The 19,547-nt window shown below is 64.3% G+C and carries 23 protein-coding genes and 1 tRNA gene; 19 read left to right on the top strand and 5 right to left on the bottom strand.

Annotation, left to right across the window (positions count from 1 at the left end; all coding sequences use genetic code 11):
• The first annotated feature begins 8 nt into the window (after nt 1-8).
• From LV82_RS11505 to LV82_RS11475, 7 genes are all read left to right on the top strand, one after another.
• Entirely contained in the window at nt 9-1,316 is a 1,308-nt protein-coding gene (locus LV82_RS11505; protein ID WP_104071825.1) for an ABC transporter substrate-binding protein, read from the top strand.
• 118 nt (nt 1,317-1,434) lie between these two features.
• Entirely contained in the window at nt 1,435-2,301 is an 867-nt protein-coding gene (locus LV82_RS11500) for a carbohydrate ABC transporter permease (RefSeq protein ID WP_104071823.1), read from the top strand.
• Between the two features lie 12 nt (nt 2,302-2,313).
• Nucleotides 2,314-3,144: a carbohydrate ABC transporter permease gene (locus tag LV82_RS11495; protein WP_104071821.1), complete on the top strand. Its 831-nt coding sequence runs from the start codon at nt 2,314-2,316 to the stop codon at nt 3,142-3,144.
• A 12-nt stretch (nt 3,145-3,156) separates the two neighbouring features.
• Nucleotides 3,157-4,161, top strand: a complete 1,005-nt coding sequence (locus LV82_RS11490) for an ABC transporter ATP-binding protein (protein ID WP_104071820.1) — start codon at nt 3,157-3,159, stop codon at nt 4,159-4,161.
• Nucleotides 4,158-4,931, top strand: a complete 774-nt coding sequence (locus LV82_RS11485; protein ID WP_104071818.1) for an L-iditol 2-dehydrogenase — start codon at nt 4,158-4,160, stop codon at nt 4,929-4,931. The genes LV82_RS11490 and LV82_RS11485 overlap by 4 nt, the downstream gene beginning before the upstream one ends.
• On the top strand, nt 4,919-6,397 hold the full coding sequence (locus LV82_RS11480; RefSeq protein WP_104071816.1) for a mannitol dehydrogenase family protein: 1,479 nt from the start codon (nt 4,919-4,921) through the stop codon (nt 6,395-6,397). The genes LV82_RS11485 and LV82_RS11480 overlap by 13 nt, the downstream gene beginning before the upstream one ends.
• Before the next feature lie 478 nt (nt 6,398-6,875).
• Nucleotides 6,876-7,418: a Hint domain-containing protein gene (locus LV82_RS11475; protein WP_170063408.1), complete on the top strand. Its 543-nt coding sequence runs from the start codon at nt 6,876-6,878 to the stop codon at nt 7,416-7,418.
• A gap of 17 nt (nt 7,419-7,435) precedes the next feature.
• On the opposite strand, the gene LV82_RS11470 is transcribed toward LV82_RS11475, so the two are convergent.
• Both LV82_RS11470 and LV82_RS11465 read right to left on the bottom strand, forming a co-directional pair.
• The gene (locus tag LV82_RS11470; RefSeq protein ID WP_104071973.1) at nt 7,436-8,158 is read right to left on the bottom strand and encodes an RlmE family RNA methyltransferase; all 723 of its coding nucleotides are present in this window, start codon (nt 8,156-8,158) and stop codon (nt 7,436-7,438) included.
• 111 nt (nt 8,159-8,269) lie between these two features.
• Nucleotides 8,270-9,382, bottom strand: coding sequence for a Ppx/GppA phosphatase family protein (locus LV82_RS11465; RefSeq protein WP_104071812.1), 1,113 nt, complete (start codon nt 9,380-9,382; stop codon nt 8,270-8,272).
• 256 nt (nt 9,383-9,638) lie between these two features.
• On the opposite strand from LV82_RS11465, the gene LV82_RS11460 reads away from it, so the two are divergent.
• Genes LV82_RS11460 through LV82_RS11450 form a run of 3 tightly spaced genes read left to right on the top strand, consistent with a single transcriptional unit; the run spans nt 9,639 to nt 11,860 of the window.
• The gene (locus LV82_RS11460) at nt 9,639-9,935 is read left to right on the top strand and encodes a virulence factor (RefSeq protein ID WP_104071811.1); all 297 of its coding nucleotides are present in this window, start codon (nt 9,639-9,641) and stop codon (nt 9,933-9,935) included.
• Nucleotides 9,936-9,961: 26 nt separating this feature from the next.
• Nucleotides 9,962-10,885 carry a methylenetetrahydrofolate reductase gene (locus tag LV82_RS11455; protein ID WP_104071809.1) on the top strand — a complete coding sequence of 308 codons (924 nt, stop codon included), beginning with the start codon at nt 9,962-9,964 and terminating at the stop codon, nt 10,883-10,885.
• 15 nt (nt 10,886-10,900) lie between these two features.
• Nucleotides 10,901-11,860, top strand: coding sequence for a methyltetrahydrofolate cobalamin methyltransferase (locus LV82_RS11450; RefSeq protein WP_104071807.1), 960 nt, complete (start codon nt 10,901-10,903; stop codon nt 11,858-11,860).
• A gap of 51 nt (nt 11,861-11,911) precedes the next feature.
• On the opposite strand, the gene LV82_RS11445 is transcribed toward LV82_RS11450, so the two are convergent.
• On the bottom strand, nt 11,912-12,640 hold the full coding sequence (locus tag LV82_RS11445) for a GNAT family N-acetyltransferase (protein WP_170063407.1): 729 nt from the start codon (nt 12,638-12,640) through the stop codon (nt 11,912-11,914).
• 110 nt (nt 12,641-12,750) lie between these two features.
• On the opposite strand from LV82_RS11445, the gene msrB reads away from it, so the two are divergent.
• Entirely contained in the window at nt 12,751-13,146 is a 396-nt protein-coding gene (msrB, locus tag LV82_RS11440) for a peptide-methionine (R)-S-oxide reductase MsrB (RefSeq protein ID WP_104071803.1), read from the top strand.
• A gap of 5 nt (nt 13,147-13,151) precedes the next feature.
• Here the strand turns inward: msrB and LV82_RS11435 are convergent, their stop codons facing one another.
• A complete protein-coding gene (locus tag LV82_RS11435; protein ID WP_104071802.1) occupies nt 13,152-13,610 on the bottom strand; it encodes an outer membrane protein assembly factor BamE in 459 nt (152 codons plus the stop codon).
• Between the two features lie 131 nt (nt 13,611-13,741).
• Here LV82_RS11435 and LV82_RS11430 point away from each other — a divergent pair, with 131 nt between their 5' ends.
• The 8 genes from LV82_RS11430 to LV82_RS11395 all read left to right on the top strand — a co-directional run bounded on the left by LV82_RS11430 (nt 13,742) and on the right by LV82_RS11395 (nt 19,318).
• The gene (locus LV82_RS11430; protein WP_104071800.1) at nt 13,742-14,305 is read left to right on the top strand and encodes a YceD family protein; all 564 of its coding nucleotides are present in this window, start codon (nt 13,742-13,744) and stop codon (nt 14,303-14,305) included.
• A 173-nt stretch (nt 14,306-14,478) separates the two neighbouring features.
• Nucleotides 14,479-14,685, top strand: coding sequence for a 50S ribosomal protein L32 (gene rpmF, locus LV82_RS11425; protein WP_104071798.1), 207 nt, complete (start codon nt 14,479-14,481; stop codon nt 14,683-14,685).
• 24 nt (nt 14,686-14,709) lie between these two features.
• On the top strand, nt 14,710-15,831 hold the full coding sequence (gene plsX, locus LV82_RS11420) for a phosphate acyltransferase PlsX (protein ID WP_425427750.1): 1,122 nt from the start codon (nt 14,710-14,712) through the stop codon (nt 15,829-15,831).
• Complete coding sequence (locus LV82_RS11415) at nt 15,828-16,802, top strand: beta-ketoacyl-ACP synthase III (protein WP_104071796.1); 975 nt, start codon at nt 15,828-15,830, stop codon at nt 16,800-16,802. The genes plsX and LV82_RS11415 overlap by 4 nt, the downstream gene beginning before the upstream one ends.
• A 103-nt stretch (nt 16,803-16,905) precedes the next feature.
• Nucleotides 16,906-17,208 (top strand): integration host factor subunit alpha, encoded by a 303-nt coding sequence (gene ihfA, locus LV82_RS11410; RefSeq protein WP_104071794.1) that lies wholly within the window; start codon nt 16,906-16,908, stop codon nt 17,206-17,208.
• Between the two features lie 11 nt (nt 17,209-17,219).
• A complete protein-coding gene (locus LV82_RS15160) occupies nt 17,220-18,008 on the top strand; it encodes a MerR family transcriptional regulator (protein ID WP_245873149.1) in 789 nt (262 codons plus the stop codon).
• Nucleotides 18,009-18,097: 89 nt separating this feature from the next.
• Nucleotides 18,098-18,175 (top strand) — tRNA-Pro (locus LV82_RS11400).
• Nucleotides 18,176-18,232: 57 nt separating this feature from the next.
• On the top strand, nt 18,233-19,318 hold the full coding sequence (locus LV82_RS11395; RefSeq protein ID WP_104071792.1) for a 2'-deoxycytidine 5'-triphosphate deaminase: 1,086 nt from the start codon (nt 18,233-18,235) through the stop codon (nt 19,316-19,318).
• 11 nt (nt 19,319-19,329) lie between these two features.
• Here the strand turns inward: LV82_RS11395 and LV82_RS11390 are convergent, their stop codons facing one another.
• The gene (locus LV82_RS11390; RefSeq protein WP_104071790.1) at nt 19,330-19,542 is read right to left on the bottom strand and encodes a hypothetical protein; all 213 of its coding nucleotides are present in this window, start codon (nt 19,540-19,542) and stop codon (nt 19,330-19,332) included.
• Between the last annotated feature and the right edge of the window lie 5 nt (nt 19,543-19,547).

The following is a 19,547-nucleotide window of genomic DNA, read 5'->3' as shown; positions in this document are numbered from 1 at the left end:
AGGACTTCATGAAATTGAAATATGCACTTCGTGCAGCCACGGCTCTTGCGCTGATCTCGGGCGCGGCGGCCAATGCGGAAACGATCACCATCGCGACCGTGAACAACGGTGACATGATCCGGATGCAGGGCCTGACGGACGAGTTCACCAAGAAGACCGGCATCGATGTCGAGTGGGTCACGCTGGAAGAAAACGTCCTGCGTCAGCGCGTGACGACGGACATCACCACCAAGGGTGGTCAGTTCGACATCATGACGATCGGCATGTACGAAGCGCCGATCTGGGGCAAGAACGGCTGGCTGGTGCCGCTGAACGATCTGTCGGCCGAATATGATGTCAATGACATCCTGCCGGCGATGCGCGACGGTCTCAGCGCCGACGGCACGCTGTATGCCGCGCCGTTCTACGGCGAAAGCTCGATGCTGATGTATCGCACCGACCTGATGGAAAAGGCCGGACTGACGATGCCGGAAGAGCCCACCTGGGAATTCATCCGCGAGGCCGCGGCCGCGATGGACGACCCCGAAAACGGCATCAACGGCATCTGCCTGCGCGGCAAGGCCGGCTGGGGTGAAGGCGGCGCGCTGATCACGGTCGTTGCCAACTCGTTCGGCGCCCGCTGGTTCGACGAGGAATGGAACGCCCAGTTCGACACGCCCGAGTGGAAGGAAGCACTGACCTTCTACGTCAACCTGATGAACGACTACGGTCCGGACAACTACGCGACCAACGGGTTCAACGAAAACCTGTCGCTGTTCCAGCAGGGCAAGTGCGGCATGTGGATGGACGCAACCGTCGCGGCCAGCTTCGTGACCAACCCCAAGGAATCGACCGTCGCCGACAAGGTTGGCTTCGCGATGGCGCCGCACAAGGATGGCATCTCGAAGAAGGCCAACTGGCTGTGGGCGTGGGCGCTGGGCATCCCGGCTGGCACCCAGAAGGAAGAGGCCGCCAAGAAGTTCGTCGAATGGGCGACCTCGAAAGAGTATCTCGAGCTCGTGGCTTCGAAAGAAGGTTGGGCGAACGTTCCGCCGGGCACCCGTCAGTCGCTGTATGACAACCCGGAATACGCCAGCATCCCGTTCGCTCAGATGACCCTGAAGTCGATCCTGGCCGCGGATCCGACCAATTGCTGCGAAAAGCCCGTGCCCTACACTGGCATCCAGTTCGTGGCGATCCCCGAATTCGCCGGCATCGCCACCGAGGTGAGCCAGGAATTCTCGGCCGTCTATGCTGGCCAGCAGTCGATCGACGAAGCTCTTGCCAAGGCGCAGGAGATCACGAACGACGCGATGGAAGCCGCTGGCTACCGCTGATCGCGTGAACCTTCTTCAGGGGGCGGTGCGTCCGCCCCCTGACCTTTCCCGGACCAACCCGGCGATCACCATTGCTTCGCCGCGTTCCGGCCAACCTTAGACCATTCAGGTGTCCCCGATGGCTACTCGTCATTCCCGCTCTGCTGCCCGACTGATGATGGCGCCAGCCGTGGTGCTGCTTCTGGGCTGGATGCTCGTCCCGCTCGTGATGACTCTGTGGTTTTCGTTCCGCAAGTATCTGCCCTTGCGCGGCGGCGATCTCGGCTGGGTCGGCTTCGACAATTATGCAAGCTTCATCAGATCCTCGGCTTTCTGGCCATCGGTTCAGGTCACCCTGACGCTTGTCGTCGGCGTTCTGGCCATCACGCTGGTCGTGGGCGTCCTTCTGGCGCTTCTGCTTGACCAGCCGATGTGGGGCCAGGGCATCGTTCGCATCCTTGTCATTGCGCCCTTCTTCGTGATGCCCACCGTCTCGGCACTGGTGTGGAAGAACATCATGATGGACCCGAACAACGGATTCCTGGGCCATCTGTGGCGCGCGGTCGGCCTGCAGCCGATCGACTGGCTGAGCCAGGCATCCATGGGATCGATCATCCTGATCGTGTCGTGGGAATGGCTGCCCTTCGCGACCCTGATCCTTCTTACCGCCCTGCAATCGCTTGACAGCGAGCAGATGGAGGCCGCCGAGATGGACGGCGCCGGCCCGCTCGCCCGTTTCGGCTTCATCACCCTGCCCCATCTTGGCCGCGCGATCACGGTCGTGATCCTGATCCAGACCATCTTCCTTCTGTCGATCTTTGCCGAGATCTTCGTGACCACGGGCGGGGCCTTTGGAACCCGGACGCTGACCTACCTGATCTACCAGCGCGTTCTGGAAAGCCAGAATGTGGGCCTTGGGTCCGCGGGCGGTGTCTATGCAATCATTCTGGCCAACATCGTTGCCATCTTCCTGATGCGCATCGTCGGCAAGAACCTGGACGCCTGAGGAGACAGCACAATGGCCCGTATGGTTTCCACCCGCCGCAAGACGATCAACACCGTGCTCGCATGGGGCGTCGGCCTGATCATCTTCTTTCCGATCCTGTGGATCACGGTTCTTTCGTTCAAGTCAGAGGGTGACGCGATCCGCACCCCGATCGAGGTTCTGACCGCCCCCTGGACGCTGGAAAGCTATGCCACCGTGCAGGAACGCTCGAACTATCTGAAGCATTTCTGGAACTCGGTGATCCTGTCGGTCGGTTCGACCTTCCTGGGTCTTCTGGTCGCGGTGCCCGCCGCCTGGTCGATGGCCTTCGTGCCCTCGAAGCGGACCAAGGACATCCTGATGTGGATGCTGTCCACCAAGATGCTGCCCGCGGTGGGGGTGCTGTATCCGATCTATCTGCTGTTCATCCGCATGGGCCTTCTGGACTCGCGGCTGGGCCTGACGATCGTCCTGATGCTGATCAACCTGCCGATCATCGTGTGGATGCTCTACACCTATTTCCGCGAGATCCCCGGAGAGATCCTCGAGGCCGCACGGATGGATGGCGCAGGTCTGCGTGAGGAAATCCTGTACGTGCTGACGCCCATGGCGGTGCCCGGCATCGCCTCGACCGTCCTGCTGAACGTCATCCTTGCCTGGAACGAGGCGTTCTGGACGCTGAACCTGACCGCGGCGACCGCCGCACCGCTCACGGCCTTCATTGCCAGCTATTCCAGCCCCGAAGGCCTCTTCTATGCCAAACTCAGCGCGGCATCCGTCATGGCGATCGCGCCCATCCTGATCCTTGGCTGGTTCAGCCAGAAACAGCTTGTCCGCGGCCTGACCTTCGGCGCCGTGAAATAGGGAATACGACACATGGGACAGATCCTGCTTGAAAAGGTGGTTAAGCGTTTCGGCGACGTCGAGGTCATTCCACCGCTTGACCTGACCATCGAGGACGGAGAATTCGTTGTTTTCGTCGGCCCGTCGGGCTGTGGCAAGTCCACGCTTCTGCGCCTGATCGCAGGGCTGGAGGACGTGACCTCGGGCCGGATCGTGATCGACGGCAAGGACGCGACGAACATCCCGCCAGCCAAGCGCAGCCTTGCGATGGTGTTCCAGTCCTATGCGCTTTACCCGCATATGTCGGTGCGCAAGAACATCGCCTTTCCGCTGCGCATGGCCGGGTTCGACAAGGCCGAAATCGACCGTCGCGTCGCCGCCGCGGCCGATGTTCTGAACCTGACCCCGTATCTTGACCGCCGGCCCGGCCAGCTGTCGGGCGGTCAGCGCCAGCGCGTCGCCATCGGCCGCGCCATCGTTCGCGAACCGGCGGCCTTCCTGTTCGACGAACCGCTTTCGAACCTTGATGCCGCCCTGCGCGTCGGCATGCGGCTGGAAATCTCCGAGCTGCACAATCGCCTGAAGACCACGATGATTTACGTCACGCACGACCAGGTCGAAGCCATGACCATGGCCGACAAGATCGTGGTGCTGCATGCCGGCCGGATCGAACAGGTCGGCAGCCCGCTCGAGCTCTATTCCCGCCCGCGCAACCTGTTCGTCGCGGGCTTCATCGGCAGCCCGAACATGAACTTCATCACCGGGCCCGAAGCCGACAAGTTGAATGCCGCGACCATCGGCGTGCGCCCCGAGCATATCCAGGTCTCGACCACCGAAGGGCGCTGGAAAGGCACCGTCGGCGTTGCCGAGCATCTGGGATCGGACACGTTCCTGCACGTTCACGCCACCGGCCTTGCCGAAACGATCACCGTGCGGGCCAGCGGCGAAGTCGGCCTGCGCCACGGCGATACGGTCTGGCTGACGCCCGAGGACGACAAGATCCATCGCTTTGACAGCAACGGATTGAGGATCGAATGAACCGCCTTGCCGGAAAGAACGCCCTGATCACCGGGGCGGCGCGCGGAATCGGCCTGGCCTTTGCGCGGGCCTATGTGCAGGAGGGCGCGCGGGTCGCCATCGCCGATATCGACATCGATCGCGCCCGCGCGGCCGCCGCGGAACTTGGCGACGCGGCGATCGCCGTCCATCTGGATGTCACCGATCAATCCAGCATCGACGCAGCCGTGGCAACGACGGTCGATGCGCTCGGCCAGATCGACATCCTGATCAACAACGCCGCGATCTTCACGGCCGCCCCGATCGTCGAGATCCGGCGCGAGGATTACGAACGCGTCTTCGCGGTCAATGTCTCGGGTACGTTGTTCATGATGCAAGCCGTCGCGCGCCACATGATCGACCGGGGCATCAAGGGCAAGATAATCAACATGGCCAGTCAGGCAGGCCGGCGTGGCGAACCTCTGGTCGCCGTCTATTGCGCCAGCAAGGCGGCCGTCATTTCGCTGACCCAGTCGGCGGGGCTGAACCTGATCCGGCACGGGATCAACGTGAACGCGATCTCGCCCGGCGTGGTCGACGGCGAACATTGGGACGGCGTTGACGCTTTCTTCGCCAAATATGAAGGCAAGGCGCCCGGCCAGAAGAAGCGCGAGGTCGGCGCGGGCGTGCCCTATGGCCGGATGGGCAAGGCCGAGGATCTGACCGGCATGGCCATCTTCCTGGCCACGGACGAGGCCGACTACATCGTTGCGCAAACCTATAATGTGGATGGCGGCCAATGGATGAGCTGATCCCCCTGAATCAGGCCAATCTGCCGCGCATGCCCGAGGGCGTCGCGGTCCCCCGATATGACCGTGCCCGACTGACCCGCGGCATCGTGCATATCGGACTGGGCAATTTTCACCGCGCCCATCAGGCATGGTATCTGCACCGGCTGATGCAGCAGGGCCTTGGGCATGACTGGGCGATCGTCGGCGCCGGTGTCCGCCCCTCTGACAGCGTCATGCGCGACAAGCTGCAGGCACAGGACTGGCTGACGACTCTGATCGAACTGGACCCCGCCGGAAAATCGGCCGAGATCTCTGGCTCGATGATCGATTTCGTGCCGGTCGCGCCGGACAACGGGCCGCTGATCGACGCGATGGCGGACCCGGCGATCCGCATCGTCGCGATGACCGTCACCGAAGGCGGCTACTTCCTTGATCCCGCGACCGGCGGTTTCGACGCCGGGCATCCCGACATCGTGCATGACGCGGCCAATCCGGACCGGCCGCGAACCGCGTTCGGAGCGATGATCGCGGCCCTGAAACGTCGGCGCGAGGCCGGCGCCGGACCGTTCACGGGCATGAGCTGTGACAACCTGCAGGGCAACGGCAAGATCCTGCGCCAGACGATCCTGTCACTGGCCCGCATGTCCGACCCGGATCTGGCCGACTGGATCGACGCGAACTGCACCTTCCCCAACTCGATGGTGGACTGCATCGTGCCGGCCACGGGCCCGAAGGAGATCGCGCTGGTCCAGTCCTTCGGTATCGACGACAAGGCCCCGGTGACGCACGAAAACTTCCGTCAATGGGTGATCGAGGACCGTTTCTGCGCGGGACGCCCGGAATGGGACCGCGCGGGCGTCACCTTCTCGGACGAGGTCCACGCCTATGAGCGGATGAAAATCCGCATCCTCAACGGCGGCCACCAGGTCATCGCCGATCCGGCCGAAATCCTGGGGATCGAGACAATCGCGGGCGCAATGGCGCATCCGCGGATCCGTCGACTTCTGCACAAGGTCGTGCTGGACGAGATCGCCCCGCATGTGGCGCCGGTGCCCGGCATGACGCCGCAATCCTATCTCGAACTCGTGGACCGCCGTTTTTCGAATACCGAGATCGGTGACACGACCCGGCGCGTCGCGTTCGACGGGTCCTCGCGCCATCCCGGGTTCCTGGTGCCGTCGATCCGCGACGGCCTGAAGGCCGGGACTCCGGTCGAGGGGCTTGCCCTGGTATCGGCCCTGTGGGCGCGCTATTGCACGGGCATCCGCGAGGACGGCAGCAAGGTCGAGCCGAACGATCCCAATTGGGACAAGCTTCAGGCCATTGCCATCGAGGCGCGTGAGCGCCCCCTTGCATGGCTGGAGCAGCGCCACATCTACGGCGATCTTGCCTCGGCCGATCGGTTTGCCGACGCATTTGCGCGCTGGCTACCCATGATCCATGACAAGGGCGTCGAGGCAAGTCTGAACGCCTATCTTGCAGGCTGACTTCCTGCTTTCGATCAAGTTCCGTGGGGCCGCACTTCCCGGTGCGGCCCCGTTTCGTTCGTGATCGCCAGCGCAGGTCGCTGTCACAACCTGGCCGGGCACAACCCTGGCGTAATTGTTCGCCAAACAAGAACACTGTTTTGCCCGGCACCTGCGACTGATCTTGGCAAAAAAATGTCAGCCCTGTCGCCGGGCTCAATGTACGTGTTAGCGATAAATTCGCGAACGCCCAACGTCGGTTGGCTTGCTTCTTCCACAAGGGCGAAACAATCAACTCTCCCAGATGGTAGATACGTCAAAAGATTAAGAACTTCTTTGCTTTTGGCGCGCAATCACAGGTTGGGTCTGCCCCGGTTTCGAAAGATTGCGGCCCCACCTTTGTCAGATTTGACCCTCCATTTGGGCGCAAGCCGCAAAGGCAAATGCGAACGGTCGCCCGTTCACCGGGCCACCGAAGAAGAAGCGAAAGGACGGTATGATGCACCACCCCCGGCAAGGCCTGATCGAGGCGCGCGAAAGGCACATTCAAGCACCGGGGAGCGAAACGACCGACAGCCGTGAATCCGGACCGCGCAGACGCCGCAAGAAGGTCTGGACCCTGCCCGGGATCGTGGGGACGATGCGCATCCACACGGAATTTGGCGAGGTGCCGGTCGAAGCCCTGCGCGCCAATGACCGCATCCTGGGCATACGCGGAGAAACCGCGCGCATCGCCAAGGTGGACAGCTACCATCTCGACGCGGACTTCCTGTCGCTTACGCCGGACGCCCTGCCCGTTCTTGTCCCCGCGGGAAGCCTTGGTGCGGGCTTGCCCACCCAGGACCTCATGATCTCGCCCCATCAAAGGGTAAGCATCAAGCCGGGAAGCTTCCGGCACCATTACCGCATGGCGCGCGATCTGGTCGGGACGAAAGGAATCCGCCGCTCCCAGACGCACGGCGTCAGCTATCACGCGATCCGGCTGGCCGCGCCGGGCCAGATCTGTCTCTACGGGGCGATCCTGGCTGCCGCGACACGATAGGTCTGGGCAGGTCAGTCTCATTCGTGCAGGCCACGGAAACCCGTCGCCACCACGTACTTCTCGGAACTGTCCGCGCGGCTGGCCGGCGGTTTGACATTCACCACCTTGATGAAGGCGCGCTTCAACAGCGCCAGCAGCTCGCTTTCGGCGCCGCCGGCCAACACCTTCGCCACGAAGGTCCCGCCTTCGTCGAGGACGTCGAACGCGAAATAGGCCGCGGCCTCGCACAAAGCCATGATGCGCAGGTGATCCGTGGCCTTGTGCCCGGACGAGGCCGCAGCCATGTCCGACATCACCACGTCGGCCTTGCCGCCCAGCCAGTCCTTGACCTGATCGTCCGCGCCATCGGCCATGAAATCCAGCTGGTGCAGCTCGGCCCCCGGAATGGGTTCGACCTCTTGCAGGTCCACGCCGACGACGCGCCCCACCTTCTTGCCCGATTTCTTGCCAAGGGCGTTCACACGCTCGACCGCCACCTGGCACCAGCCGCCCGGCGCGCATCCCAGATCGACCACACGGGCGCCGGGGACCAGGAACCGATACTTGTCATCCAGCTCGATGATCTTGTAGGCCGCGCGGCTGCGGTAACCCTCGCGGCGGGCGCGCTGCACATAGGGATCGTTCAGCTGGCGCTCCAGCCACAGCGTTGACGACAGCTTTCGCCCCTTGGCCGTACGCACGCGCACGCGCAGCTCGCGCTGGCCGCGCCCCGAGGTCTTGTCCGTCGGTTTCTTTGCCATACCCTTGCCCTTGCCGTCCGGCCCCCAAGCCGGGGGAAACGTTGCACGGGCGGCCATAGCCCATGCGCGTTGTCTTCACAATGGCACGCACGCCCCGCCGGCCTCGACGGATCAATACGGTCCGTCCTCCAGCACGCCATCGGCGCACATCTGGGCATACAGCAGCCCTTCGCGCAGCCCCCGATCGGCCACCGACAGGCGATCCGTCGGCCATACCCGCATCAGTGCCTGCAGGATTGCCGCCCCCGACATGATCAATGTATGCCGGTCCCGCCCGATGCGCGGGTCCTGCCGCCGCCCGTCCGGCCCCAGCCGCAGATATCCCTGGATCACTCGATCGATCTGGTCCGACGTCATGCGCAACCCATCGACCTTGGTCCGGTCATAGCGGCGCAGGCCTAGATGGCTGGCCGCGACCGTCGTGACCGTGCCCGAGGTGCCGATGATCTGGAACCCCTCGCGCGGCTGGTCGGCGTTATAGGGCGAAAATTCCGACAGGTTCTCTTCGAAGAACCAGCTCATCAGAGCGAATCGCGCCCTGTCATCCTGAACATCGGAAAACTGGTCCTTCAGTGTCGCCACCCCCAGCGGGACCGAGATCCAGTCCACGACCTTGGCCGCGGGAAACGGGCTTTCCGGGGGATGAAATCCGGCATGCAAGCGCATGATCGCACGCGGTCTTTCATGCCTGGGCACCGCGGAAAGATCGATCCAGACCAGCTCGGTCGAGCCGCCGCCGATATCAACGACCAGCAGCTGTTCGGTCCGCGTCGAGACAAGCGGCGCGCAGGATACGACGGCCAGCCTCGCCTCTTCCTCGGGGGTGATGATTTCCAGTTTCAGACCGGTTTCGCGTTCGACCATCGACAGGAATTCCGGCGCATTGGTCGCGCGACGGCAGGCCTCGGTCGCGACCAGCCGCATCCGGCGCACCTCGTGCCGTTCGATCTTGCGTCTGCAGATCTGCAATGCCTGGACGGCACGATGCATCGACGCACGCGAAAGTCGGCCATGCGCCTCCAGCCCATGGCCAAGCTGGACAGACTTCGAAAAGCTGTCCACAACGTGGAACTGATTGCCCTTGGGTTGGGCAATCAGCATCCTGCAACTGTTCGTGCCAAGATCCAGCGCGGCATAAAGCTGCGCGGGATCTGGCCGTTCATTGGCGGGCGGCTCGACCGGTTTCGGGAACGCGCCCGCGCCTTCGGGACGCCTGGGCGCCATCCTTCGCGCCCTCCATTCTGTGCTTGCCTTCAAGTTAGTCGCCGACGCCGCCCGCTGCAAGTCGTCGTGGCGCTCATGAACAAGATGAAAATTTCGAGCAAGCCGGGCTCTTCGCTCGTCGTGCATGTTGTGTCACCCTGCCGCACGCCGTCGCAATACCGCATGAAAGGTCGCCATGGCCCCATGTTAAGTCGAAAATCGGCGTCGGCCAGGGCCTGCAAGGCGCTATCCAGTGAGCCAGTCGAAGGGAGTCGTCATGGCAGAAGTCACCTATGTCTATTGGCGGGACATTCCGGCCCAGGTGATCGTCGGCAAGGGGCGCCGGGGCATCAAGAGGCCGCTGCCCGAACGGTTCGAGCAGGCGATCGACCGCTGCGCCATGAAGATCGGGGCGTCCGAAACCGACGCCTATCTGGCCGAATGGCGCAAGGTCGGGCCCGTGACGATCGAGGGCGAGGACGAAGCCGTGGCCGAAGCCGAGGCTGCCCGCATCGACCGCGAATACGATACGGCGCGGCTGCGCGCCTTGATCGAAAACGATGGCTGGGCCTAGGGCCCGTTCTACTGCAGGGGGTGCAGATGGCATTGCTGAATTTCCGCCGCAAGGAGGTCACGCCGGAGACCGGCCCCTCGCCCGAGATGGAAGCCTTTCTGAAGGGCTATTCGATCGAGGTCATGCCGCGCACGGCCGAAAAGATCGAGGACTTCCGCGAATTGCTGCCCGCGGGCACGCGCGTCTACATCGCCCATATCGACGGCACCCCGATCGAGGACATGGTCGCCACCGCCGCCCGGCTTGCCCGCGAAGGCTTCACCGTCATGCCGCACTTCCCCGCGCGCATCATCAAGGATCGCGCCACGCTGGCCGACTGGATCGCACGCTACCAGGCCGAAGCCGATGTCAGACAGGCCCTGCTGCTGGGCGGCGGGGTGTCGAAGCCGCATGGCGCGTTCCATTGCTCGATGCAATTGCTGGAAACGGGCCTGTTCGATGGTTTCGAGCGCCTGCACGTCGCCGGCCATCCCGAGGGCAACCGCGACATCGACCCTGACGGATCCGACCGCAACGTGATGGAAGCCCTGCGCTGGAAGCAGGAATTCAGCGAGCGCACCGACGCGCAGATGGCGATCGTCACGCAGTTCTGTTTCGAGGCGCGGCCGGTCATCGACTGGGTCAACAGGCTTCAGGCCGAAGGCATCGACATTCCGGTTCATATCGGCGTGGCAGGCCCCGCCAAGCTGCAGACGCTGATCAAGTTCGCCATTGCCTGCGGCGTGGGCCCGTCGCTGAAGGTGCTGCAGAAGCGCGCGATGGACGTCACCAAGCTTCTGTTGCCCTATGAACCAACGGAATTCGTGGCCGAGCTGGCCGCGCACAAGGCGGCACATCCCGATTTCGGCATCGAGTCGGTTCACTTCTTCCCGCTGGGCGGGATCAAGACAAATGCGACCTGGGCCATCGAACATGGCGGCGCGGCCACCCGGCCCGCGGCCCAATCCTGACAAGCAAGGTGAACCATGACACGTACCGTCATTGAATCAAAAACGAAAACCGTCGTCATCGGTTTTGACGAACCGTTCTGCGTGATCGGCGAGCGCATCAACCCGACCGGCCGCAAGAAGCTGGCGGCCGAGCTGGAGGCCGGCGACTTCTCGACCGTCGAGAAGGACGCGCTGGAGCAGGTCGCCTGCGGGGCGATGGTGCTCGATATCAATGCGGGCGTGGTCTACAATTCGAACCCCAACCCGAACGAGACCGAACCTCCGCTGATGCGCAAGATGATCGAGCTGGTTCAGGGCCTGGTCGATGTGCCCCTGTGCATCGACAGCTCGGTCCCCGGTGCGCTGGAAGCCGGGCTGGAAGCCGCCCAGGGTCGGCCGCTGCTGAACTCGGTCACCGGCGAGGAAGAGCGGCTGGAAAAGATCCTGCCGCTGGTCAAGAAATACAACGTGCCGGTGGTGGCCATCTCGAACGACGATACCGGCATTTCCGAGGATCCGGATGTGCGTTTCGAAGTGGCCAGGAAGATCGTTCAGCGCGCGGCCGATTACGGTATTCCCGCCCACGATATCGTGGTGGACCCGCTGGTCATGCCTGTCGGCGCCATGGCAACGGCCGGCCGTCAGGTCTTTGCCCTGGTCAAGCGCCTGCGCGAGGAGCTGGGCGTGAACACGACCTGCGGCGCGTCGAATATCAGCTTTGGCCTGCCCAACCGGCACGGGATCAATGCGGCCTTCCTGCCGATGGCTATTGCCTCGGGCATGACCTCGGCCATCATGAACCCGGTCCGCGCCGTCGAGATGGAGGCCATCCGGGCGGCAAACCTGCTGATGAATCATGACCCGAATGGCGGCGAATGGATCCGCTTCTCGCGCGTGCTGGATGCCGTCAAAGAGGGCAAGGACTTCGCCACCGCCTCGCGCGAGGCCGCTTCAAGCGGCGGGCGCCGGGAAGGCCGACGCCGCGCACGCGGCTGACCGGATCTCCGCGCAAACGGAACAGGCGCTGCTGCAGCGCCTGTTTCGCGTTCAGCCATCACCTCCCGCAAGACTTCGCAGCCGCCGCGCGCGCTGTGGCGGAATGCGCGCCACGTCCAGCGCCGTCAGGACATGGATCGTGCCAAGGTCGCGGTCGATGACGGCATGGCTGCCAACCCACCCCCCCATCGCCAGATAGGCGCGCAGAAGGGCCGGCATCTGGCGCAGCGCACGCGCTTCGTCATACGCTGACAGGGCCCAGTCGCTCAGCGGAAAGGCCAAGGGCGCCCGGGAAGCGGTGCGCCGCCCCACGGGCCCAAGATGGCGCGCATGAAGCAGCGCCAGCGCATCCGCATATCTTTCCGGATCGGTGCCGGGAAAGGACGTGCATCCGAACAGCGTCGTCACCCCCTCCCTCAGAACAAGCGCCGCGACCAGCCCCCACAGGGCCCTGGCAGGGTCCGGGCCATCGGCCGACGGGGCGACGCAGAAGCGCCCCATCTCGATCATCGGCATGGGTAGATTCGCCAGCGGCGAAAGGTCATGAAACCGTGCCGCATAGCTGCGGCCAAGCTCCTCGCGCCGCGTCAGGCGCAGCAAGCGACAGGCGGCAACGACCGGCCCATCCGCCCCCCTGCGCACCACGACATGATCGCATATTGCGTCAAGCGGCTCTTCGTCCGGCCGCCCGGCGCGAAAACACTGTGCGCGCAGGTCCAGCGCCGCGGCCCGGTCGCGCGGCTCGACGGCCACGGATGCCAGATATCGCCCGAAACCCATCTGCAATCGCACCCCCATCCCGCCCTTGGCGCACAGGCCCGGCGCGCCTACACTCTGCCAAGGGCCAAAATGCCCGACAAAGATGTCGACGCGGTAACGGAGAAGCAAGAATGGTCGAGAAGATTCGCAAGAGCGACGAGGAATGGAGCGCGCAACTGTCCGACCTGGCCTATCGCGTCACGCGCCAGCACAAGACCGAACGGGCCTTCACGCACGACGATTTCCCCGAAGGCCCCGCAACATATCATTGCGTGTGCTGTGGACAGGCCCTGTTCGATTCCGATGCGAAGTTCGATTCCGGCACCGGCTGGCCCAGTTTCTTTCGCCCGATCGACGCCGATGCGATCGAGGAATCCGAGGACCGCAGCTGGTTCATGAAACGGATCGAGGTCCATTGTTCGGCCTGCGACGCGCATCTGGGCCATGTCTTCCCGGACGGCCCGCCGCCGACGGGTCTGCGCTATTGCATCAACGGCGTGGCGCTGGAATGGCGGCCAAAGGGGTGAGACCGCTATTCGTTCACCAGCTGCGCCGCGCTGACATTGCCCAGGTTCCCCAGCAACTGACGCAGGATGCCGACGCCCTTGATGTTGCTGTCGGTAACGCGGCGCGACAGGGCCACGACCTTGCCGTCCTCGAGGCCAAAGCGCTCGACATTCTCGACCACGCCGCGATCGTCGAAGCTGATCGCAACGACCTGACGGTCGATCTCTTCGGGTTCACGCGGGCCATACAGACGGAAACGGCTGCCGACGTAATACCAGGCGCCCCCGGTCAGCAGGCCCGTCGTCGAGGGGCGCCCCACGGCGCGGGCAACATCCTCGCGCGTCGATTCGCCGACCGTGATACGCGCCAGGTCTTCGTCGCGCGGTACATAGCCATGATCGCGATAGCGCACTGCACAGGCGGAAAGCGCCACAACCGTGACCAGGACAGCAACCAGCCGCAGCCCGGAACCGATCTTACCCATACCTTCCCCTTGCCATGCCGCGTTCGGACTTTTATCGGGCTTACAACATGCCGGGGCCGTGCTTCAAGGACGAAGCGGGCGCGCCCGGCCCCGACGCCCCGATCCCGGCCCGGGACCGCAGGAGAAAACGAATGACCAAGACCCCGACCCCATGGTCCGATACCCGCCGCGTCGCGGACCTGCCGCCGCGCAAGCCCACGCGCTTTCGTCTGGAACCCGACAGCGAAACCAGCGCGGCAATCGCCCAGTCCCTTGGGATTCTGGGCGTGGACAAGCTGCGCTTCGAGGGCGAGCTGCGCCCGATCGGGCGCGGCGACTGGGAATTGACGGCGCAATTGGGTGCCACGGTGCGCCAGGCTTGCGTCGTGACGCTGGACCCGGTTTCGACGCGCATCGACGAACAGGTCATCCGCCGCTACCTGGCCGACTATCAAGAGCCCGAGGGCGAGGAAGTCGAGATGCCCGAAGACGACACGGCCGAGCGGCTGACCGAAGTGATCGATCTGGGCACGGTCATGGTCGAGGCACTTGCGCTGGCCCTTCCCGACTATCCGCGCCGCCCCGGCGCCGAGCTTGGCCAAGCGCAATTCGCCGCCCCCGGCGTCACGCCCCTGACGGACGAGGATCTTCGCCCCTTCGCGGGTCTTGCGGATCTTCTGAAAAAGGACGAAAAGGACGCCGATTCATCCGATTGAGCCGCGTCGTCGGGAAGTTTGCGCGGGCGGACAGAAAACACTTGAACGCCGCCCAAATCGCAGTATGTTCCCGGCCTCGCTTGAATGTGGGTTCGCACCGGTCGCTACGTCGCTGCCTCGTGCCGAAACCCGAGGAAAACCAGGGCCCTGCCCTACTAACCCGAGGTTGAGACATGGCTGTCCCTCAGAACCGAGTCACGCGCTCTCGTCGCAACATGCGCCGTGCCCATGACGCACTGGTTGCTGCCAATCCGAACGAATGCCCCAATTGCGGCGAGCTGAAGCGCCCGCATCACGTCTGCGGCGCCTGTGGTCACTACAATGACCGCGAAGTCGTCGCCCAGACGGCCGAGGTCGACCTGGACGAAGACGCGGCATAAGCCACGCCTTCACAGGTCATCGGAATGTCGGCAATGAACGATTCACGGCCCGAAGCCGCAAAGCAAGGGTCTTCGGGCTGTGTCGTCATTTCCATCGACGCCATGGGGGGCGACCTGGGGCCTGAAGCCGTGATCGGCGGCATGGCCCGGTCGGTTTCCGACGCGCCGGACATCCGGTTCATCGTTCATGGCCCGCAGGATACCCTGCAGGGCCTGATCGACCGTTACCCGGAGCTCTCCGGACGCTGCACGCTCCGCCACGCCGACGGTGTCGTCACGATGGATGACAAGCCGTCGCAGGTCGTGCGAAACGGCAAGAACACCTCGATGTGGTCGGCGCTGGAAAGCGTGCGTGCCGGCGAGGCGGGCGTTGCCGTCAGCTGCGGCAATACCGGCGCTCTGATGGCGCTGTCGGTCATCCGCCTGCGCCGCCTGCCGGGGATCAACCGGCCCGCGATTGCCTGTCTTTGGCCCTCGCGCAATCCGGGCGGCTTCAACGTGATGCTGGATGTCGGCGCCGACGTGAAGGCAGATGCCGAGGATCTTCTGCAATACGCGTTGATGGGTGTCAGCTATGCGCGCAACGGTCTTGGCCTGAAGCGGCCGCGCGTTGGCCTGCTGAACGTCGGCACCGAGGAACACAAGGGCCGCGCCGAGCTCAAGCTGGCCAACGAATTGATTGCGGCGGCCGCACCTGATGCGGATTTCGAACATGTCGGTTTCGTCGAGGGCAGCGACCTGCCATCCGACCGCGTGGACGTGATCGTGACCGATGGTTTCACCGGCAATGTCGCGCTCAAGACCGGCGAGGGCACGGCCCGGCTGGTGGGTGATTTCCTGCGCGAGGCCCTGAATTCCGGCCTGATGGCGCGGCTGGGCGCGCTGCTGGCGATGCGCGCGCTGAAGGCTCTTGGCGCGCGGATCGACCCGCGTCGGGTCAATGGCGGGGTGTTTCTTGGCCTGAATGGCACCGTGGTCAAATCCCATGGCGCATCGGATGCGACGGGGGTCGCCGCGGCCATCGGACTGGCCTACAAGCTGGCGCGCTCTGGCTATCAGGAAAGGCTGGCGGCACGGGTTGCGCATGCAGCGCAGGCGGGGCAGGATGCGCCCGCTGATCGCGAACAGGACGGACAGAATCCATGACGATACGAGCCGTTGTGCGGGGGGTAGGCCATTACCTGCCCGAACGGGTGGTCCCCAATACCTGGTTTGAGGAGTTCCTGGAAACTTCCGATGACTGGATCCGTTCCCGCACCGGCATAGAACGTCGCCATTTCGCCGCCGAGGGTGAAACGACATCCGATCTTGGCGCACAGGCCGCACGCGCCGCGCTGGACGATGCCGGGCTGACCCCCCAGGATATCGACGCGATCATCGTGGCCACGTCGACGGCCGACTATACCTTTCCTTCGGCTGCGACGATGGTGCAGGCCAAGCTGGAGATGACCTCTGGCTTTGCCTTCGACATACAGGCCGTCTGCGCGGGGTTCATCTTTGCGCTGTCCAACGCAAATGCGCTCATCCTGTCGGGACAGGCGCGGCGTGTCCTGGTGATCGGGGCCGAGACGTTCAGCCGAATCCTCGACTTCACCGATCGCTCGACCTGTGTTCTGTTCGGCGACGGCGCCGGCGCCCTGGTGCTGGAGGCGCAAGAGGGCGAGGGCAAGGCTTCGGATCGCGGCATCCTGTCGACCGATCTGCACAGCGACGGACGCTATCGCGAATTGCTGTATGTCGATGGCGGGGTTTCGACCACCGGAACGGCGGGAAAGTTACGCATGCAGGGAAACCAGGTTTTCCGCCATGCCGTCGAGAAGCTCGCCCAGACCGCGCATAGCGCGCTGGACAAGGCGGGCCTGGCCAGTGGCGATGTCGACTGGATCGTGCCGCACCAGGCGAATCTGCGCATCATCTCGGCCACGGCGCAGCGGATGCAGGTCCCCATGGAGCGGGTCGTCGTCACCGTGCAGGATCACGGCAACACCTCGGCCGCCTCGATTCCCCTTGCCCTGTCGGTGGGACGCCAGCGCGGGCAGATCAAGCCCGGCGATCTGATCGTCAGCGAAGCGATCGGCGGCGGGTTCAGCTGGGGCTCGGTCGTCCTGCGCTGGTAAAACGCTGCTTGAAAAGCCCGGGCCAAGTCATTGACGTTGACTTGTGAATATATCGCCCCCATGCTGGCGGGCGTGTGGTGTGTTTTGCGCCGGGGGTGAGCTCATGAGCAATCAAACCTTGACCCGAATGGACCTGACCGAGGCCGTCTTTCGCGAGGTTGGCCTGTCGCGCAACGAATCCGCGCAGCTGGTGGAAAGCGTCCTGCAACACATTTCCGATGCGCTGGTTCGGGGTGAAACCGTCAAGATCTCGTCCTTCGGAACCTTCAGCGTTCGCGAGAAATCCGAACGCATCGGACGCAACCCCAAAACCGGCGAGGAGGTTCCGATCCATCCGCGCCGCGTCCTGTCTTTCCGTCCCTCTCACCTGATGCGGGATCGCGTTGCGGCCGGTAACAAGCGCTAATCGCGGGGGACATGCGGATGGGGAAGTCCTCGGAGGCATTTCGCACGATCAGCGAAGTCTCAGACATCCTTCAGGTGCCGCAGCATGTGCTGCGTTTCTGGGAAACGCGGTTCACCCAGGTAAAGCCCGTCAAGCGCGCCGGCGGGCGCCGCTATTACCGGCCCAGTGACGTCGCGCTGCTCGCGGGGATCCGCAAGCTGCTGCATGAAGACGGGCTGACGATTCGCGGCGTGCAAAAGGTTCTGCGCGAAAAGGGTGTGCGTCACGTGTCTTCGCTGGTTTCGGTGGCCCTGGGGGACGAGGCGATCGAAACCGCGGGCCCCCATGAAACCTGGCAGGATGTCCCGGCACGCCGCGCGGACGATTCATCGGCCTTGCGGACCGCGCCCGACGATCTTCCACCCGATGCCGACGACACGGTCTGGCCACCGTCCCCCAGTCCCGAGCCTGAGCACATGACGGCCCGGGATCAGCACGCCACCGACACGGGGCGCGGATCGTCGCGGGACGATGCCCCCACCCTGCCCTTCGAGGAAGCCGGCGCGCCGCTGCCGATCGCACCGCGCCCCCCGAAGCCGTCGCTGGAAACGCCCCCGCCCGCGTCCGAATCGTCCGAACCGGAAGGCAAGGCAGCGCCGCGCGACTCGGCCCATGCAGAACTGCGCCGGGCCGCCCGGATGCTGCGCACCATGGATCGAATGCGTGCGAAAGCGCATGCGGACGGCCTGCAGACCGCCTGTCGGCGCCTGATGGCCCTGCGCGACCGGCTGGATCAGGACCCGCCCGAACGGCGCGACTGACGCGGCAGGCAAAGAATGTCCAATTCCCTGAACCGGATGCGTTTTGCCGCTTGCCCCCGCCCCCGAATTCAGCCTATACACCGCCGCGTCGGGCCGTGGCGCAGCCTGGTTAGCGCGTCCGTCTGGGGGGCGGAAGGTCGCGAGTTCGAATCTCGCCGGCCCGACCATTACCAAAACGCCCATCCCGAAATCGGGATGGGCGTTGGTGTATCCGGAGGAGCACAATGACCCATCCCGGAGTCCTGCCCGACACAGCCATCCGCCAGATGATTGCCATTGGCCAGATCGGCGCCGAAACGCCGATCTTGGACCAACAGGTCCAACCCTCCAGCCTGGATCTGCGCCTGGGTAACGTGGCCTACCGCGTGCGGGCGTCATTCCTGGCGGGTCGCGACCGCAGCGTGGCGGACCGGCTTGCGGAATTCGAGATGCATCGCATCGATCTGTCCGAAGGCGCCGTGCTGGAAAAGGGCTGCGTCTATGTCGTTCCCCTTATGGAACGGCTGGACCTGCCACCGGGCATCACCGCCGTGGCCAATGCCAAGAGCTCGACCGGCCGGCTGGACCTGCTGACCCGAACCATCACCGATGGTTGCACCGAATTCGACCGCGTCGCACCGGGCTATTCGGGCCCCCTTTATGCCGAAATCTGCCCACGCTCATTTTCGGTTCTCGTGCGCCCGGGCATGCGCCTGAACCAGATCCGCTTCCGTCAGGGTCAGGCGATCCTGGACGACGATCAATTGCGCGCCCTGCATGCCAGCACGCCGCTTGTCTCGGGACCGGCATTGATCGACGACGGGCTTGGCTTTTCCGTCGATCTGCGCCCCTCCAACGGCGGTATCGTCGGCTATCGCGCCAAACCCCATACCGGCGTGATCGACCTTGATCGGATCGGTTACTATGACCCTGCCGATTTCTGGGAAGAGCTGACAACCCGCGACGGTCAGCTGATCCTCGATCCCGGCGCGTTCTATATCCTCGTCAGCCGCGAAGCGGTGACCATCCCGCCGGACTGCGCCGCCGAGATGGCGCCCTATCTTGCCATGGTCGGAGAGTTCCGCGTGCATTACGCGGGCTTCTTCGATCCCGGGTTCGGCTGGGCCGATGCGGGTGGCGCGGGGTCACGGGGTGTGTTGGAGGTGCGCTGTCACGAAGCGCCCTTCGTGCTGGAACATGGGCAGGTCGTCGGCCGGCTGGTCTATGAGCGCATGAGCGCCCGCCCCGAGCGTCTGTATGGCGCGGGAATCGCCTCGAACTACCAAGGGCAGGGCCTCAAGCTGTCCAAGCATTTCCGCAGCCCGGCCTGAATACGGCCGACCTATCGGCCAAAGCGGCGGATCATCCTGATGGCCTGCCGCATTCTTTGCGCCGAGCGGCGCGCCTGCCCTGCGCGCCGACGCTCCTCGGGGGTCATCTGTTCCGGCGGCTTGCCGCGACGCTCGATGCGATCGATCCCGGCGTTGATGCCGCGCCGCATGACCACCCGCATGAACGTGTTCACGGCCATCCGGATCAGGCTTTCGACATTCATGCGCG

The organism is Albidovulum inexpectatum, assembly GCF_002927635.1.
GTDB classification, from domain to species: Bacteria; Pseudomonadota; Alphaproteobacteria; order Rhodobacterales; family Rhodobacteraceae; genus Albidovulum; species Albidovulum inexpectatum.
Note: the sequence above shows the minus strand (reverse complement) of the source record. Positions and strands in the feature narration are given on the sequence as shown.